This is a genomic window from Jeotgalibacillus terrae, assembly GCF_016908195.1.
Taxonomy (GTDB): Bacteria; Bacillota; Bacilli; order Bacillales; family Jeotgalibacillaceae; genus Jeotgalibacillus; species Jeotgalibacillus terrae.
Window position 1 is genome coordinate 124,036 of record NZ_JAFBDK010000002.1, and the last position, 17,338, is coordinate 141,373.

The 17,338-nt window shown below is 40.0% G+C and carries 14 protein-coding genes; 1 reads left to right on the forward strand and 13 read right to left on the reverse strand.

What is annotated here, in order from left to right:
• Positions 1-106 precede the first annotated feature (106 nt).
• Positions 107-1,414, reverse strand: coding sequence for an S-layer homology domain-containing protein (locus JOD21_RS02485; protein ID WP_204728085.1), 1,308 nt, complete (start codon positions 1,412-1,414; stop codon positions 107-109).
• A 248-nt stretch (positions 1,415-1,662) separates the two neighbouring features.
• Positions 1,663-2,949: a histidine--tRNA ligase gene (locus tag JOD21_RS02490; protein WP_275579558.1), complete on the reverse strand. Its 1,287-nt coding sequence runs from the start codon at positions 2,947-2,949 to the stop codon at positions 1,663-1,665.
• Positions 2,950-3,383: 434 nt separating this feature from the next.
• Here JOD21_RS02490 and JOD21_RS02495 point away from each other — a divergent pair, with 434 nt between their 5' ends.
• On the forward strand, positions 3,384-5,120 hold the full coding sequence (locus JOD21_RS02495) for a methyl-accepting chemotaxis protein (protein ID WP_204728086.1): 1,737 nt from the start codon (positions 3,384-3,386) through the stop codon (positions 5,118-5,120).
• 82 nt (positions 5,121-5,202) lie between these two features.
• Here the strand turns inward: JOD21_RS02495 and JOD21_RS02500 are convergent, their stop codons facing one another.
• The 11 genes from JOD21_RS02500 to JOD21_RS02550 all read right to left on the reverse strand — a co-directional run bounded on the left by JOD21_RS02500 (position 5,203) and on the right by JOD21_RS02550 (position 17,107).
• Positions 5,203-5,805, reverse strand: a complete 603-nt coding sequence (locus JOD21_RS02500; RefSeq protein WP_204728087.1) for a DUF4760 domain-containing protein — start codon at positions 5,803-5,805, stop codon at positions 5,203-5,205.
• Between the two features lie 255 nt (positions 5,806-6,060).
• Positions 6,061-6,528 (reverse strand): sigma-70 family RNA polymerase sigma factor, encoded by a 468-nt coding sequence (locus JOD21_RS02505; protein ID WP_204728088.1) that lies wholly within the window; start codon positions 6,526-6,528, stop codon positions 6,061-6,063.
• A gap of 302 nt (positions 6,529-6,830) precedes the next feature.
• Positions 6,831-7,850: a LacI family DNA-binding transcriptional regulator gene (locus JOD21_RS02510; protein ID WP_204728089.1), complete on the reverse strand. Its 1,020-nt coding sequence runs from the start codon at positions 7,848-7,850 to the stop codon at positions 6,831-6,833.
• A gap of 87 nt (positions 7,851-7,937) precedes the next feature.
• A complete protein-coding gene (locus JOD21_RS02515; protein WP_204728090.1) occupies positions 7,938-10,037 on the reverse strand; it encodes an ADP-ribosylglycohydrolase family protein in 2,100 nt (699 codons plus the stop codon).
• Positions 10,038-10,052: 15 nt separating this feature from the next.
• Positions 10,053-11,204, reverse strand: coding sequence for an ADP-ribosylglycohydrolase family protein (locus JOD21_RS02520; RefSeq protein WP_204728091.1), 1,152 nt, complete (start codon positions 11,202-11,204; stop codon positions 10,053-10,055).
• A gap of 12 nt (positions 11,205-11,216) precedes the next feature.
• Complete coding sequence (locus JOD21_RS02525) at positions 11,217-12,671, reverse strand: extracellular solute-binding protein (RefSeq protein WP_204728092.1); 1,455 nt, start codon at positions 12,669-12,671, stop codon at positions 11,217-11,219.
• Between the two features lie 78 nt (positions 12,672-12,749).
• Positions 12,750-13,625, reverse strand: coding sequence for a carbohydrate ABC transporter permease (locus JOD21_RS02530; RefSeq protein WP_204728093.1), 876 nt, complete (start codon positions 13,623-13,625; stop codon positions 12,750-12,752).
• 13 nt (positions 13,626-13,638) lie between these two features.
• The gene (locus tag JOD21_RS02535; RefSeq protein ID WP_239581334.1) at positions 13,639-14,511 is read right to left on the reverse strand and encodes an ABC transporter permease; all 873 of its coding nucleotides are present in this window, start codon (positions 14,509-14,511) and stop codon (positions 13,639-13,641) included.
• Between the two features lie 28 nt (positions 14,512-14,539).
• On the reverse strand, positions 14,540-15,430 hold the full coding sequence (locus JOD21_RS02540; protein WP_204728095.1) for a ribokinase: 891 nt from the start codon (positions 15,428-15,430) through the stop codon (positions 14,540-14,542).
• A 4-nt stretch (positions 15,431-15,434) separates the two neighbouring features.
• Positions 15,435-15,749, reverse strand: a complete 315-nt coding sequence (locus JOD21_RS02545; protein ID WP_204728096.1) for a DUF4387 domain-containing protein — start codon at positions 15,747-15,749, stop codon at positions 15,435-15,437.
• Complete coding sequence (locus JOD21_RS02550) at positions 15,746-17,107, reverse strand: acyclic terpene utilization AtuA family protein (protein ID WP_204728097.1); 1,362 nt, start codon at positions 17,105-17,107, stop codon at positions 15,746-15,748. The genes JOD21_RS02545 and JOD21_RS02550 overlap by 4 nt, the downstream gene beginning before the upstream one ends.
• Positions 17,108-17,338 lie beyond the last annotated feature (231 nt).

A 17,338-nucleotide genomic window follows, 5' to 3' on the forward strand; every position in this document is an offset into this window, starting at 1 on the left:
TAAAAAGGGACAGAGTTGCTCACAAAAATGGAGTGGCAACTTCGTCCCCAACACGAACTCTGTCCCCGGAGTGTTAACTCCGTCCCCACAATGAATAATGAATTAATTATTCATCATCGTCTTCATCTTCATTGTCATCATCGTCGTCCTGATCGTCATCTTCCTCATCCTGCTCATCATCTTCAAGCTCAAATTTCAATCTGCTGCCGTCTGCAAATTTCACATGCACTTCAAGTTCTTCAGGTGTGAAAGCAAGTGATGCAGTGATGGCTTCTGTCAATTCTTCTTCAGTGATCTCTGAAGTAACACCCCATTCAGTGATGTAGCCATTGATTAAAGATAGAGCTTCTTCATCTTTAAATTCTTCTTCGTTCTCTGGCGTTTCAATTTCAACTTTTCCGCTTTCCTTACCCTTTTTCAACTGATATTTTAGTTCAAATTCATGATCATCAGCTTCAGCTTCAACTTTCAATTGCTGAATGCCATTTTCAGCAGGCTCTGAGTCAGGTAATTCTGTATACACAGATGCTTCCTGAACTGCACCCTCTTTAACATAAACTTCGATAAAGTCACCTGTACGGATCTGATCTGCTGCCATAAATCTTGTTTCATACTGCACTAACAGATCTTTCGCGATTGTAAATGTAAGTTGTTCGCCACCGACAGTTGTCAGTGTAAGTGTTCCTTCATTTTCTTCAAACGAAATGTTTTCTACCTGGCCATCAACTGTGACTGCTCCATTTTCTTCAAGCAGCTCTCCGTATGTACGGTCGAGAACAGCTGCCATTTGAGAGCGTGTGATATTTTTTTCAGGCTGGAAATTTCCTGATAATGTACCTGTGAAAATATCGTAGTCTACCGCTACATTCACATAGCCGATTGAACCCGCAGGAATTCTGTTTACATCTTTAAAGTCAGGAATGTCATTCATTGATGCAAGTGCTTCTTCTTCAAGCCCAAGCGCTCTCACAAGAACAGACGAAATCCATAGACGCGATGCAGGCTTGTAAGCATCCACACGGTTTTCATCAGTACCAAACAGTCCATTTTCAAGCGCAACAGCCACGTAGCCTTTCACAGCATTAGGCAATTTGTCAGCATCATCAAAATGCAGCTCAATGTCATCCGGGTTCATGGCTTTTGCTTCCTCTTCAAGCTCAAGAAGTCTAACTGCGGTAATAATCGACTGAATACGCGAAACTGGCTGATTCGGTCTGAAGTTACCATCCTCATAACCTACAAAAATACCTTTAGACTTCATACGTCCAATCGAATCCTTCACCCATTCCAGCTTCTTCGTGTCTTCAAATTCAACACTCACAGCCTCCCGGTTATCATCCTCAGCAGCAACCGGCGCCTGAACAAGCCCAAAAACCAAAGCAGCTGATAAAGCCCCACCTAAAAACTTATTCATACAAATCCTCCTCCAATTCTTATTATGAATAACAAAACTGTTATACAACATAAGAGTACGAAGGATGTTTCAAACTTGTAAGGGTATAAAGGATTATTTTTAAATTTTGTTTGGTTATAAAGAATTAAAATGGCTCATGTACTATTGGGGGCGGAGGTTGAAGTGACACAACACGTGCATATCAGGGACAATTTTGGCAGTGTGAAAGCTCTCCCCCGCCTCTGCCAAACATGGCTTTTCACAATTCTTTAAAAGTTATATCGAAATTCTTCATTATTCCCAGTCCTCATGTCTTTCATAGCATACTTATTCTCATTCACTTCCGAATCACCAAGCACCACTACATACCTAATTCCTTCCCTATTCGCCCGGTCCATCCCCTTACCTACCTTCTTCTTTCCATATTCCACTTCAACCCTCAATCCATCCTGCCTCATTGTTTTTGCAAGCTTCAACGCTTCTTTTTCAGTGCCAAGCGGAATGATATATACATCAGCCAGCGCCTTCATATCTTCATCCGAAGTTATCATACTAAGCGCTGTACAAATCACATCAACGCCAAAAGAAATTCCAACTGTCGGATAGCGCTGATCGCTTCCAATTAATCCGCCAATCGCATCATCATAGCGGCCGCCGCTGCCAATACTTGAGCTTAATGTAGAATTGTCTTTCAGAAACACTTCGTAGATCGTTCCCGTGTAGATCTCAAGTCCTCTCGCTAAAAACGGATTGAATTCACATCGGTCGTCTATACCAAGTGCAGATAAATAACCCTGCAATTCCTCAAGATCGGCAATCCCTTCTCTTGTCTGTTCATTTTTCTCTGTTATATCAGATTGAAAATACACGAGTGATGTAGCATCCACGTTATTCAATAATTTTTCAATTAACAGGACTGCATCATCAGGAATCCGTTTATCGTGCAGTTCTTTCACGACATCTTCCACCCCGATTTTCTCCACCTTATCAAGACTCAGCACGACTGTTGCCATCATATCTTCAGGCACTCCATATCCTTCAAGTATACCGCCAAGCAGTTTTCGGTTATTGTATTGAATCACAATATCCAGCTCCAGCTTCTGGAATACATCCACTGCAAGCATCATCAGCTCTGCTTCCGCTGCCTGAGTTTTAACACCAGTAATATCAACATCCGCCTGTGTGAACTCACGATTCCGACCTGTTTTGATCGGGCCATCTCTGAAAACTTTTCCGATTTCATAACGCTTAAAAGGCATCCGCAGCGTTGGGTTCGTCGCAATCACTTTGCTGAACGGAATCGTCAGATCATAGCGAAGCGCAAGATCCCGCTCTCCGCGATCACTGAGCGTATACATTTCCTCTAAAATTTCAGCACCGCCCGCGTACTTACTCGCCATCAATTCTGTGTAATTCAAAATTGGCGTCTCAAAAGGCTGGCAGCCATATAATTCACACGTTTCCTCTATCGTTCGCTTAACATTCCGCCTGATTACTGCGTTCTTCCCTAGATAATCCTGTGTTCCTTTTACATTCTGATATTTCATCTTCTTCATGACTGTTCCTCCTCTTTTTTTGAAAATAAAAAGAACCCCACGAGAAAGTTGTTACACATTTTCTCATGAGGTTCATTATAAATAGCCCTTCGCTATGATCTATTTTGATCAAAAAATGCGAAAGGCTAGTTGTGATGATGTAGTTGGCTGTTGCTGGTTGAGAGTTGGTTATTCATAGTATTCATCTCCTGATTGAGATTATCATACAGAGTTTGGAATGGATTTGCAAATTTTTTAAGAGGTTCCGGACGGTGAAGTGATTATGCGGAAAAACTGAATATCTTAGTATTCTTCAAGGTTATTTAGTCATTCTGTCTTGAAAATCACTTGTTGAATATTTATTAGCTAATCTAAATAAAATTACAATTAACTAGTTAAAAAGTCATACCCTATTCCGATATAAGATATAGATTATATAAAAGGGAGAGTTTTTGATGAGGAGTGTTAGGGGTAAGTTATTAATCATTTCATTTATTTTATTGGTTGTTCCGGGGCTTGTGATCGGGTCGATGAGTTATCTTTCAGCTAAAAGCAGTCTGGATGATTCTGGCCGTACGATGATTAAGAATGCTGTGACGATGGCGCTGCAGATGATTGATGGGTATCAGCAGCAGGTGGAAGATGGGGATCTGACGCTTGAGCAGGCACAGGAGCAGGTAAAGGTTCATCTGCTTGGTGAGATGCAGGAGGACGGTACGAGACCGAATACAAATCCTGTTGATCTTGGTGAGAACGGTTATTTTGTTATTTTAGATGAAGAAGGTAATGAAGTGGCACACCCTTCACTTGAAGGTCAAAATGTGCTGGACGTTCAGGATGTGGACGGCAGCTACTTCGTTCAGAAACAGATTGAAACCGCGCAAAACGGCGGTGGTTTTGTTACATATTCATGGGGCTTCCCGGATGACCCTGATCGGATCGGTGAGAAGATCATGTATAACGAGCTCGATCCAAACTGGGGCTGGGTCGTGACGGCTGGTTCTTATATGGAAGATTTTAATGCGGAATCCAACAGTATTCTGTGGATGCTTGTGTGGACAATTGCTGCTTCTTTAGTCGTTGGTACAATCATCATTATTTTACTATCCAATCATTTATCAAAACCAATTAATGCGGTTAAAAATCAACTGAATCGTCTAAGTGATAATGATTTAACCGGATCGTTTGAAGAAATGAACCGGAAAGATGAGATTGGAGAGCTTGGTTCGAGTCTTATAAAAATGAAGGCAAACCTGAGCGCGATGATTCAGCGGATTCAGCAGGTGTCACATACGCTCGCCGCATCTTCTGAAGAACTGACAGCGAGCGCTGAGGAAACGAATCGCGCCACTGAACAGATCGCAGGTTCGATTCAATTGATTTCTGAAAATGCTGAGACGCAGACTGAGCAGGCGGCTTCTTCTCAGAAGTCTGTATATGGTATTTCAGAAGGAATCAGCGGCATCAAAGATCACCTCATTTCAGCAGGTGAATCAACTGAGACAACGGCAATTAAGGTCTCAGAAGGTAAAGACCGTGTAATGAATACAGAAGCAAAAATCAATGACATTCAGGAAAAATCCCAGCGTGCGTCAGGTGCAATCCAGCAACTTGGCGGTAAATCTGCAGAGATTGGAAATATTGTGTCGCTCATTACAGCGGTAGCTGAGCAGACAAACCTTCTCGCACTCAACGCTGCTATTGAAGCTGCACGCGCCGGCGAACATGGTAAGGGATTCGCTGTTGTGGCAGATGAGATCAGAAAGCTCGCTGAACAATCCGGCCGCTCTGCGTCTCAGATTCAGGAGCTGATCTTTGAAATCCAAACGGGTATTCAGGAATCAGTGACGTATATGAAAGATGGCGAGATCTCCGTTTCAGCCGGGATGGAAGCAATGAATTTAACAGGAGAAAGCTTCAACGAAATCGAAAAAGCATCTGCAGTTATTTCAGAAGCTGCAAGAAATGTACTGAAATCTGTTACAGACCTTGATCAGCGGACAGCCAGCATGGTCGAATCCACTGCCAGAACCACTGAAATGATCGAACATTCTTCTGCAGAGTCACAGTCAATCGCGGCTGCATCTGAAGAACAGAGTGCATCGATGGAAGAAGTTGCTGCAAGTTCTGCTGCGCTTTCTCAGATGGCTGAGGAGTTGAGTGGGATTGTTGGGGAGTTTAAGGTTTCTTGATTGATGTAATATTTAAAGAAGGGCGTTTGAAGTATCACCTGATGATACTTCAAACGCCCTTTACATGTTGCGATTACAATTGTTAAAATTTCTTTTTTCTCCTGCTTTTTCGTCTCTTCTCCAATGTATAAGAAAAGCGATACTTTTTTTCGATCTGTTTTGTTAAAAATTCGAAATCTACTGCGTAATATTGATTGTTCTTGCGACGTCTTTCTTCAATATAATGCTGCAGTAAATGAAAAAGCCTCACAATAGAAGGACCGGAAGCACTTTTGAATATCCACAACGGTAGATACCCCTTTCTCACCATCATCCCCCAGAAATGAAAAAACGAGCATAGCTCCGAAGCTGCTTTCACCTGGTCTTTTGACCATTCGGCAGGATGACTCAGATAAGCCAATTTATCTGCACGGTCTTCCATCTCATAAATCATTTGTCTGGCTGCAATCATTTGAGATGTATCTCCCTGCTGATAGTACTCCCGGATCGCTTCAAACACAGCTCCCCGTCTCGAAGCCATACTCATCAAAATACCGGACACTCCTGAAGCAATTGCTGCAATTCCGACAAGTAAGCTTAATTCGATGTTCCCTGTAAAGCTGAGAATTGGTTCGTTAAAGAAGATTAAAGATAATAAGACTGAAAATGAAACCAGCATGTAGCTGATGATTTTTTTGTTTTGCATGAGGTCTCCTTGGTAGTTAGCATAGAATGATTTAAATATAGTTCTCTTTAAAAATGGTTTAGGTTATAACTGTTACCCTTTTTTGAAATGGCAAGTTTTTTCAATCTGGTTCAAGTTACAAAAGACCCGATACAAAAGTATTATAACAGTAGATTTCCAGTTTAAGAATACTTTTTACAAATTAAAAGGGTGTAGAATAAAGCCACATAAATGAATGATACTCATTTATGTGGCTTCATCTTCTATGATATTACCCTACTCCCTCAACCGCTCCACCGCCCCCTTCTTCCACTTCTTCACCGCACTCACACTCACCATATACCGCTCTGCAATCTCCCCTACAGTCATATCATCAATAAACGTATGCCAGAACCACTTCCTCTGATGCGTTGTTAACTTTTCTGCATACGGCGCGAGCATATCGATCTCTAACAGTCTGTCCTCTGTAATATCCATATTCATCTGCCAGTATTCTTCAGATTTCACCGTTTCCCGCTCCAGCAGTTTGTTCTGTTTTCTCATAAGATCGAGCATCCCACCGCGAATATACTGGTATGCGAACGGGGCAAACTCTCCACTTTCCTTATCAAATTTCTCTGATGCTTTCCACAGCGCTATCCGTCCCTCCTGCAAATAGAGATCATGATCACGAGTGATATGAAGCTTTTTCATCATATGAAAAATCATTGGTTCAAACTGTTCATATTGCTGTTCAAATGTCAACTTTGTTTTCTCCAAAATGGAGACGCGTCTGCCTTATATTCCCTGGGTACGTGTAGTGTATAAGAGAAATATCCAGGCAGCGATTCAGCGTTTTTGACGTATGACGACATTAAGTACGCTATTTTGCAGAAATGCTTGCCAATACGTAATGTTTCGGCACTATAAAACCAAAAACTATCAAACTTTTATATAATACAGTCGGAGTCTGCCTAAAACTACCTCCAACCAGCACATAAAAAACCTTCCTTTCAAAAACAAAAGGAAGGTTACTTTAATATAGATTAGGTTAATCATGTTATATTTTAACTATCTCTTTGATTCTGCCGGTCACTAGACTCTCTCACAATTAATTCTACATCCAGCTCTACATTAACGTGCCCAGCAAGGTCTGGTTGTTCTATTTTCGTGATGAGCTGGTCAACTGCAATTTCTCCAATCTTCTTAACAGGCTGCTTGATGGTACTGATCTCAGGGTTTACCATTTCGGTTAACTGAATACCATCAAACCCGATAATCGCAATATTTTCAGGAATTTGAACATGGTGTTTTTTAAATGTTTTAAGGGCACCAATTGCCATCAGATCGTTTGCATAGAAGATGCCGTCTACATCTTTGTGTTCCGATAACAGCCTTTCAGTGATATCTGTGCCGCTTTTTAAGGTAAAGTCCCCTTCATAGACTAATGGTGTCCTGTCATATAATTTCATTGTATCAAGGTAACCTTTAAGTCTCCCACGGGCTGGAAAAACTGATTTTGGACCACTAATATGAGCAATCTTTTTACAATTCAATTCTATGAGATGTCTTACTGCAAGACTTGCTCCTTCATAGTTTTTTACGCTGACAGAATTGTTACTGTCGGATTGTACTCCCCGGTCAATCCTTATAAAAGGCATTTGTACTTTGTCGAGATAGCCTTTTATTTCTTCACTCAAATCGGATTGAGCAAGCAGAAAGCCGTCTATATATCTGCTTTTTAAATTGTTCCAGAAATCCTTGTTTTTCAGTTCCTCTTCATTGGTACTGATCAGTAACAGACTGTATCCATTTCTTTTAGCGATATATTCAATTGATTTGATCATTTCCGGAAAGAAAGGATTCGTAATATCTGGTGTAATAAAAGCAATTGTATTTGACTTTTGTTTTGCTAGACCCCGTGCAACTGCATTAGGGGTATAGCTGAACTGATCTAACACTTTTTGTATTTTTCTTTCTGTTTCTGGACTTGTGTAACTTACCTTATTCAAATAACGGGATACAGTTGCTATAGAGACACCCGACTCTTTAGCGATTTCTCTGATCGTAACTTTTTTCCTGGTCATGGCATTTCTCCTATCATGACGAGTAATTTATTGTGTGAATTATAACACAACTTTAGTTATTTTATGGTCCCAGACACTCTTTTAAGATTATGGTCTGACACGCACGTCGCCATATTCACACTTCCCGCCTTTTGCCATTGACAGGCCAAACATTCCATGAGCGAAGCGATCATCCTGATGCTCAAGGATTTTTTCACCGTTTATTGAAAATTGGATAACTGCTCCACGGATTTCAACTTCAAAAAGGTATTCCCGATCATGCTCCCAGTGATATTCAACAGTCTTCAATGTTTGAAGGCCAAAATCATTTATTTGAAGAGCAACTTTTCCTTCACCTGCAAACCCGGCCTGGTAATACTTTTGAGTTCCAAGCGCATGAAAAATAAGTGCGTGATGTGTTCCTGAAAGTGGTTTTAACTGAGATGAAATCATACCATCCCTCATATAGTAATGTCCTGAGAAGGAAGCACAATCTGTATCACTTTCGGCAGTCATTCTGTCATTTTCCAGTCCCCATTGTCCTCTATGATGAGCAAACGGTGTCACACTCATAAATTCAACAGTTTGCTTGGCAAAGTCTATTTCGTAATCTCCTGATCCATGAATATGAAATTCATCTAAGAAGATTTTTCCGAAAGCACGATTATCTCTTGGAGATGGGCTTTTGATCGCAATTCCGACTTCCTCTGCAAAAGATCCGTATGTATCAGGGATTTTAAAACTAATTGTATTCCATTCTTCATTATGAAGAAGAATTGTTTCAAGTTCTGTCACTTCTTTTGTAAATGTGTTACGAATATATGGAATGACATAAATTTCTTTTCCCCGATACTGCTCTAAGTATAATTTCGCTGAAACAGTCTGTCCGCTGTATGCTTTAGGGGCAAATACAGGTTTATATTTTTCATCATTAAATGATTCTCTACGGTAAAATGTCTGATAGTAAACATGGCTCTTTTCACCTTCAAGCATACGATCAATGAAAATTTCCAATGAACCCTCTGATTGATAACCGATTTTATCATTCGGTTTCAGAATAGTTTTAAACGGAAGGTCTGTTTTAAAGCCATGAGTTGCACCCGGAAGTGAAAAATCAAAGTAAACCTCTTCTTCTTTGTAGCCCCTTACCAGTTCCTCTGGCGGAGCGTGATCTGAGACACGATATCCTAATAAAACGAGCGACTTAACGAATGTTGGAATATCTAAAATATTTAAGTAACCGGAGACACTTGAAGTTACAATGAAATCATTAATTGGCTCTCTATACTTTTTCTCAACCCCACTAATTCCAGTGAACGTACCCACGATTGAACCGACATTTCCAGCATTACAGTCTGTATCCCAGCCACATGCAGTGGCAATTTCAATCGTTTTCGACAGATCTCCCTCTCCATATACAAGTGCCAGCACGCATACTCCGGCATTTGGGATGATATGACACACACCAGTATATTTATCGTACCCCCATTCATCTTCCAAATACTGACGGCAAGCCCAGAAGTCATCAGGATTTTGCTGATGAAACTCAAGCACTGCATGAACAACTTTAGCGTATGTAGAGTTTGAAGGAATTTCTTTCAATGCACGTTCAATTACTTCTTTAATTGTATCCGCTGAGTACGCTGCTGCAATACCTGCAGCAATAAACCTTGCTCCGTACAAACCATTTTTATCGTGAGAAACGCTCGCAGCTTTTTCAGCATAATCAGCTGCTTTTTCAGGCTTATCAGGGAACAGCCAACCCCATGTATCAATAAAAATCTGACCGCCAATCTGTTCAGCCATAATGATCCCGTTTGTTTCTGCTGAACCTGACTCTGGTGCATGCATTCCTTTTATGAGGTTAAGGTAAGCGGTATGCTCTGTGCTGATCCCATCTCCACCCCACCAGAACATGCCTATACCTTCTCTGGAGTAATTCAACCATGCTCTTGCTACATCCTGGGCTTCCATTTCCCGATCTGTGGCATCGTCCAGCAATGCCCTCATAAAAAATACTGGCCCGTTTGCATCGTCGTCTGCAGAAAAAACTTCATAGTCTTTTACATACCCATCAAGTTCACCATACACATCTTTAATCATTTCAGGTGTCCATTCAGTTGGTTCAACAGGTGCGCCAAGTCTGATGCCCGCATTCATCCCAAGGAATCCAGCATATGTTTTTTCTATATAATCATTTGGAATCACTTAAAACCCTCCTGCCTATCCTATAATTTGGTTCATGATATTCATCCTGTTAAGATCCTCTTTTATAATATGAATTGCTGTTTCGCTGAACTGCTCAGTAATGTGGTTAAAATCAAGACGGTTCGTTTTTTCCAATAAGGCAATATCTTCATCTTTAATCACAGAATGTCCATACATTGCACCTAAGATCACGCCTGCCATTACCCCGATTGAATCTGTGTCACGACCGGAATTAATTCCGTCATATATTGATTGATAGAATTCCCCATCATTTATCAATATGAAGCCTAATGCAAAAGGCAACTCCTCAATAGAACCGAGGCGGCTCGGCGTATAATGATCGGATGGTAAACCAACTTTATCTATATGACGGGAAACATCATCTCCCATCGGTGAGTATTGGAGTATTGCCTGTTGAAATGCTTCTACCGTTTCATCCATAGAAGCGCTTTTTTCTTTCATTTTTTTAGCTGCCTCAGTAACTGCTATAATTGCACCTTTAGTTCCGTCCTTTGCAAATGCAATTGCTGTTTGAATAATATCTTCTATAGTTACTTCAGGCTCAAATGCCTTTGCCACACAAGCAGCTAGAACACCCGCTGCTTCAAGTCCATAGCTTGTCTGGTGTCCCATAGCGAATAGAATTGCTTCATCATATGCTGCCTTTGGATTTCCTGCATTTACAATTCCAATAGGGGCTATATACATAGCAGCCCCACAATTAATCATATTGCCATAGCCACCTTCACGAGGCTCACAGTTCGCTAATGTATGACGCAAAAAAATATATTTTTCCGGATAAAAGAGACGTTCTATGATTTTATCTTCCCGATCAAATTCCGGAATATATGTATCGCGAAAAGCAATTTCTTTAACGAATTCATTTGCCATATCATATGCATCAAGGTGTCTTTTTTCAATGTTGTACACATTGCATAAGGCTAATGTCATTAATGTATCATCTGTCACAATTCCATTTCCGCGTTTCTTCCCTTTGTGAGCATCATAACCCATATTCTCTTTGTACCACTTAGTCTGGAGGCTCTCGACTTTTCCATAACGTTCCTTTATTTCAGTATAACTGAGCTTTTCAACAGGAGCGCCGAGTGCATCACCCAGCGCCGTTGAAATCAGAGCTCCTTTCACTCGATCTTTAAATGTCAGCATATTAACGATCCCCTATTCTATTTTTTCATTTGCCAGTTCAGTTAGTTCAGTACCACCTGCTGCATACCATTCATCTACAAAGTCATCAAATGCTTCAATTGGTAATTTTCCTGTGATAATATCAGCTGAATATTCTCTGTATAGATTCTCCATTGCATCCCACTGTGAAACGAATTCCTGTGGTAGGATAAAAGCATTGTCTTCTGCGAAGTATTCATTTGCAAGTTGCATTGATTCATTAGCTGGTTCACTCAGCATTGGTGTTTCTTCACTGATTGGCATAGAGAATTCTGCATTTACAGGCTCCCAATAACGTGAATACCAATCAGAATAGTACGCATCAGTCAGCTCAATTTGATCATTTGCCACTTCATGATGTTCACCTTCAAAACCAAGGCGGTCCAGTTCCTGCCCTTCTGGACTTGCAAGATAATCCAGCACTTCAAAGACTAAATCTTTATTAGGAGATGTGGCAGATATCGCAAGACCTCGTGATTCCTTTGTGATATCAGATGCACCAAATCCCTGATACTCTCCTTTTGCTGGAGGAAGTACTACCAATTCAGCTTCTTCACCGTTCACTTCTTTAACTCTGCTGTTATAGAAATCAATAACCTTACCATTTGTCCCAACGATTAATCCGGCTTTACCGTCATAGAATGCATCTTCTTTGGTATCCCACTGTTTTGTTAAATACTGATTATCAAGCAATCCTTCTTCATAGAGTTCTTTATAAAATGCAAGTTTTTCTTTTTCTTTTTCTGATACTTTACTGAATACATAACCATCATCAGTTTCGAGCCATGACTGATTAATGCCAAAAGCATTCTCAAAAATATAATCCAACTCACTGATGTCACCTGCTACAGTCACAGCATATTCAGCGTTTCCTTCTTGCACAAGATCCTCAAAGAACGCTTTGTAGTTATCGATTGTTGGATCAGCTAACAGTGCTTCAGATGAAGGCAGACTGTTCATGATATCTCCACGCACCACTGGCACTTTATAATCGATCGGCTTAACCCATAGAAGATAAGGATAGTTATTCAGTCTCAATTCATTGTGAGGCTGCAATATATCTTTCAGATTCTCTGATTCTTCAATGTAAGGACGCAGGTCCTCCAACAAATCCTGATTGGCAATTTGCTGGTCTCCACCCTGGAAATAAATCAAATCAGGAATTTCACCACTATTTAATAATAAACTTAATTTTTCTGCATAATCTCCCTGTGCTACTTCAACTAACTCAAATTGAACATCAAGATCTTTGTCTTCAGCCAGTTTTTCAGAAAGCGTTTCATAATACTTCACTGCCTGATCATTTGATGGACCATCATCTTTATATGCTACCTTAAGAATTGTTTTTCCATCTTCCGTAGTTTCTGATTGCTGCTCATCATCCGCACTACACGCTGCTAACGCACTGACTGCTACCCCTGCAATTAATAACCGTTTAAATTTCTCCATCCTCATAGACCTCCAATAATTTATATTTTTTAATGCAAAGACTAATGACTGACCCAACCCATTTAAATTGTTATAAAATCAATCCTTCTCCCCGCCGTCCATTGTTCCTTTAGTAAAGTACTTCAGGATTAATGGATATAGCAAAAGTAAAGGAACGACAGCAATAATGATGGTACTTGCCTGTAGTGAACCAAAGTCCAGGCTGGCTAATAATTCTGCAGACATATCCGTGCCTGCTAGCATTGTCGTATTATCCTGAGTAACAACGAATTGTCTTAACACAACCTGCAGCGGCCACTTACCCGGATCTGTCAGATAAATTGTGGCACGGAAATATTCATTCCAGTGATAAACGCCATAAAACAAAGTAAGTGTTGCCAGGGCAGGTTTAGAAAGTGGCAATACGATTTTCGCAAAAATCTGCAAATGTCCTGCCCCATCGATTCTTGCAGCTTCTATCAGACTTTCAGGAATCTCCTGGAAAAAACGCATAAGAATAAACAAGTAATATACATTAATTGCTTTATATAGGATTAAGGATGCATATGTATCTAATAATCCCAAGTTTTTAACTAACAAATACTCTGTAATCATTGATGGTTCGAATACCATAATTGCTATAAGAAAAATCAGCACGACATTTTTACCTACAAAGTTAGTTCGTGCCAGGACATAAGCTGTTAAAGCAGTTAAAGTCAGATTCACTAACGTACCTACAATTGTGATGAATACTGAATTACCAATACTTTTTAAAATCAACGGATTTGATAGAATAATTTCATAGTTAATGAGCGAGAACCCTTTTGGTAAAATGCCGAGCCCTGATAATTCATTCACTCGTTCCGGAGATGAAAAAGACAAAGCAAGTAAGTTCAGCAGTGGAATCAGTACAGCCAGAGAAACAAAAAACAAAATGGTGTATATAACGGTCCTTGACCAGTTCATTCGTCTCATGTTAACCCCTCCATTACCAGACACCTTTTCCTGTGAAACGTTTAGACAGGAAGTGCGTGCCCAAGATCAGAACCAAACCAATTACACCTTTGAATAAGCTGGCTGCTGTTGCATAAGAATATTGCCCGTTTAGAAGTCCAATTCTGTATACATACGTATCAAGAATATCAATTTTGCTGATAACTGAATCATTCATTAAGTTGAACACCTGATCGAAGCCGGCATTCATAAAAAATCCAAGGTTTAAAATGAAAACGGTTACAACTGTAGTTGCAAGAGCTGGCAGCGTGATGTGTCTCATCTGCTGTAATGTACTTGCACCGTCCAGCTTCGCCGCTTCATACAATGAAGGGCTTATTCTCATAATCGCTGCGATGTATAAGATACTGTCCCACCCTGCACTGCGCCACATTTCTGAAAATACAAGTACCCATCTGATGTGGTCTTTACTAGTCATAAAGTCAATGCTTGGCAGCTGGAAGAAATTACGGATTATGTTTATGCCTCCATCAGGATTTAAAAAACTGATCCAAATACCAGCGATCACGACCCAGGATAGAAAGTGTGGTAAATAAGATATTGATTGTACATACTTTCTATACGGTCCTGATCGGACTTCATTAATCAATAGCGAGAGAATAATAGGGATTGGAAAGATAAATATGATCTTCATCGTACTGATGATAACTGTATTTTGAAGAACATCCATAAATGCAGGGGAACTGAATAAAACTTTGAAGTGCTCCAGTCCGGCCCACGTATTTTCATCAATGATTCTGTAATTTTCGAAAGCTAATTTCATCTCATAGATTGGAATAACATGAAATATCACAAAATATGTGATTCCGGGAGCTAGCATTAAATATAAGATCCAATCTTCCCGCATTTTCTTTAATGTGGAATTCAAAGTAGACTCACCCCTCTTGTAAGAGCTCTTCCATCTCATATTTATACGGCATACCTGACTGCGCACCTTTTTTTGTTACAGCCAGACTGCCTGCAAAAATTCCATACCGTAAACACTCTTCAAAGGGTTTCCCTTCCGCCAAAGCTACTGCGAAAGCTCCGGTAAATGTATCCCCAGCCCCTGTTGTATCAACAGCTTCAGCCATTCTTGCAGAAAGCCTGATCACACGTTCTCCATTATGGTATTTCACGCCATTTTTCCCACATGTCATAATTAATTTTTGCGGATATTCGGCCATGATTTGCTCTTCATTACTGCTATGACTGATCACTTCCTGCACTTCGTATTCATTCGGTGTCAGATAACTGATTTTCGATAAAACATCCTCGGGAAGTTTGACTGCAGGTGCAGGATCAAGAATAATTGTTTTTCCCTCTTTATGTAAAAGCGGAATTAAATACTCAAGCATACTTATCGGCGTCTCTAATTGAAATAGGAAAATATCATAATTCATCAACTGGTCTTTAACTTGTTTGGTGTAAAGCCCATTTGTATATTGGTTAGCGCCTGGTGTAATAATAATTCTGTTATCGCCTTTATATAATTGAATAAAAGCCGCACCTGTTGATACCCCGTCAACAATATTCAAGTGCTCAATATTAACGTTTTCTGCTTTAAAATGATTAAGTAAAACTTGTTTTTGTTCATCATTACCTATTGAGCCAAATAGCGTGACATCTCCTCCAAGTCTGGAAGCTGCTACTGCCTGATTAGCACCTTTACCCCCAAAATTCATAAAAAAATTATCTCCAAAGACCGTTTCTCCGAATTTTGGCAGCGTACTACATTCTACAAAATAATCGATATTAATACTGCCGATTACAGCAATTTTTTTCATAGCTCTACTCCTCAACTTCAATATTCATTAATGGGGCATGCTGCTGAGCACCGTAAACATCCCGATCTCCCGCACTTCCAGAAGAAATATCTCTTGCTATTGTGATCTTAATGCCCAATGCAGGATCAAAATAGACAAAGTGATGTACTTGATCTGGACTGATTTGATATAATTCAGCAATTTTATCTATTGTAAGAACATTTTGTTCTTTGAAATGCTGGTACTTGGCGGGATCATCAAACAATATATCCAAAGTGACTTCAAATGGACCAGAATTTTTACTTCTGATTACTTTCGCATATTTAAACAATGCAGTCATTTTTTGTTCACTCCCATCCATTCCGTTTTAAACGGATTAGCTTCAATTTCTAATAAATGATAAATGGAAAATTCATAAACCGGGCCGAACACCACATCACTAGGGGCAAATGGGAAAGCCAGATTGCCTGCTGTTGATTTTCTTCCTTCATAACCATAATGCAAGAAAGTAGATCTTAGGTTTGCACAAATTGAATTTGCCATCTCCTGAGTTACCGCCAGCACTTCAAACATAACGCCAACTTCGTGACCCCCGAATGTATCAGGCTCTTTATCTCCCATTACTGCGTTTTTACCGTAATGGTAAAAGTTAATCTGATAATCTGTTTCAGGAATCTCGCTAAAGTAACTTTTAACCTGTACCAATACTTCTTTTTCTACCTGATCCAACTTTTGCAACAAAAGTGGATCCCGAACTCCGGCAATCACGAATGTTCTAAAAGAAGTCTGCCTTGCCCCTTCAAGTTTCACAAAGGTTTTAGTCGATTTTTTATACTGACTGTTTCTTACTTCAATGACACCCGGACTTTTTTCAGTAAAGCTGCATTCTGATAAATCCAGTTCAAAACCAGGACCTTTCAACAGATATGGATGTTCTTTTTCATAAAATGTATGTGCAGCCACACTCGTCTTCGTACATGTTCTATCAGGATTAAGCGACTGTACCGTAAACGAATCCTGATAAATACTTCCTAAAATACTATCTTTCGTAGTTCCGGGCTCTGCACAAAGTGCACCACACTCAAGAATCTTACCCAGGTGATAGGACAGCCCCTCATTCATCCCGTGATAAATACCGATTGCCGCAAAAGGGGACGGATCATATGCACGCCCGCAAATAATAATATCTGCACCTTCCCTCAGCGCGTCTACAATCGGCTCGTGACCCATCTGTGCTACGATCGATCGTGTTTCCACGATCGCTTCTTCTGTAAGCTGAGGAATATTTTTTGATAAAGGCTTTATTTTGTTATCTGCAAGAGAATTGATAATACTCTCTTTCTCAAAGTCTGCCCAGATCACAGCTAGCTTTGCCTCGTACTTTTGCTCCCGTATAATTTCGTTCACAATGTCAATTGTTGCTTCAACATGCGGTCTTGCTCCAGCTCCACCCGCCGATCCGATAATGATCGGAATATTAGCTGGAATGCCTTTTTCAAACATATACTCAAGATCTTTTTTAACTGCCCGTTTACTAACAATTGACTGGCCTGCTCCAAGCTTATGAGGTCCAGCATCAGTTGATCCGGCATCCACAACGATACCGTGAACCTTTTGTTGAAATGCCCGTTCAAAAGATTCTCTCGGGTATCCGTATCCAAGCATGCCATTTGGTGAAACGATATTGATAGCACTCATATATATCCCCCATATAGTCTTATATTCATAAAATAATAAGATATTATCTAAATAAGTAACCGGTTACATATGTATCTAAAAAAACAACCAGGCTTTTATGTAACCGGTTACATAAAACAATATAATATTTATATTCATACGTCAACATAATTTTTTGAAAATTTAAAATGATAATATTTTATAACCTAAAAAGCTGGTGTGGATAGAAACTAAATAGACATCCTTTCATAT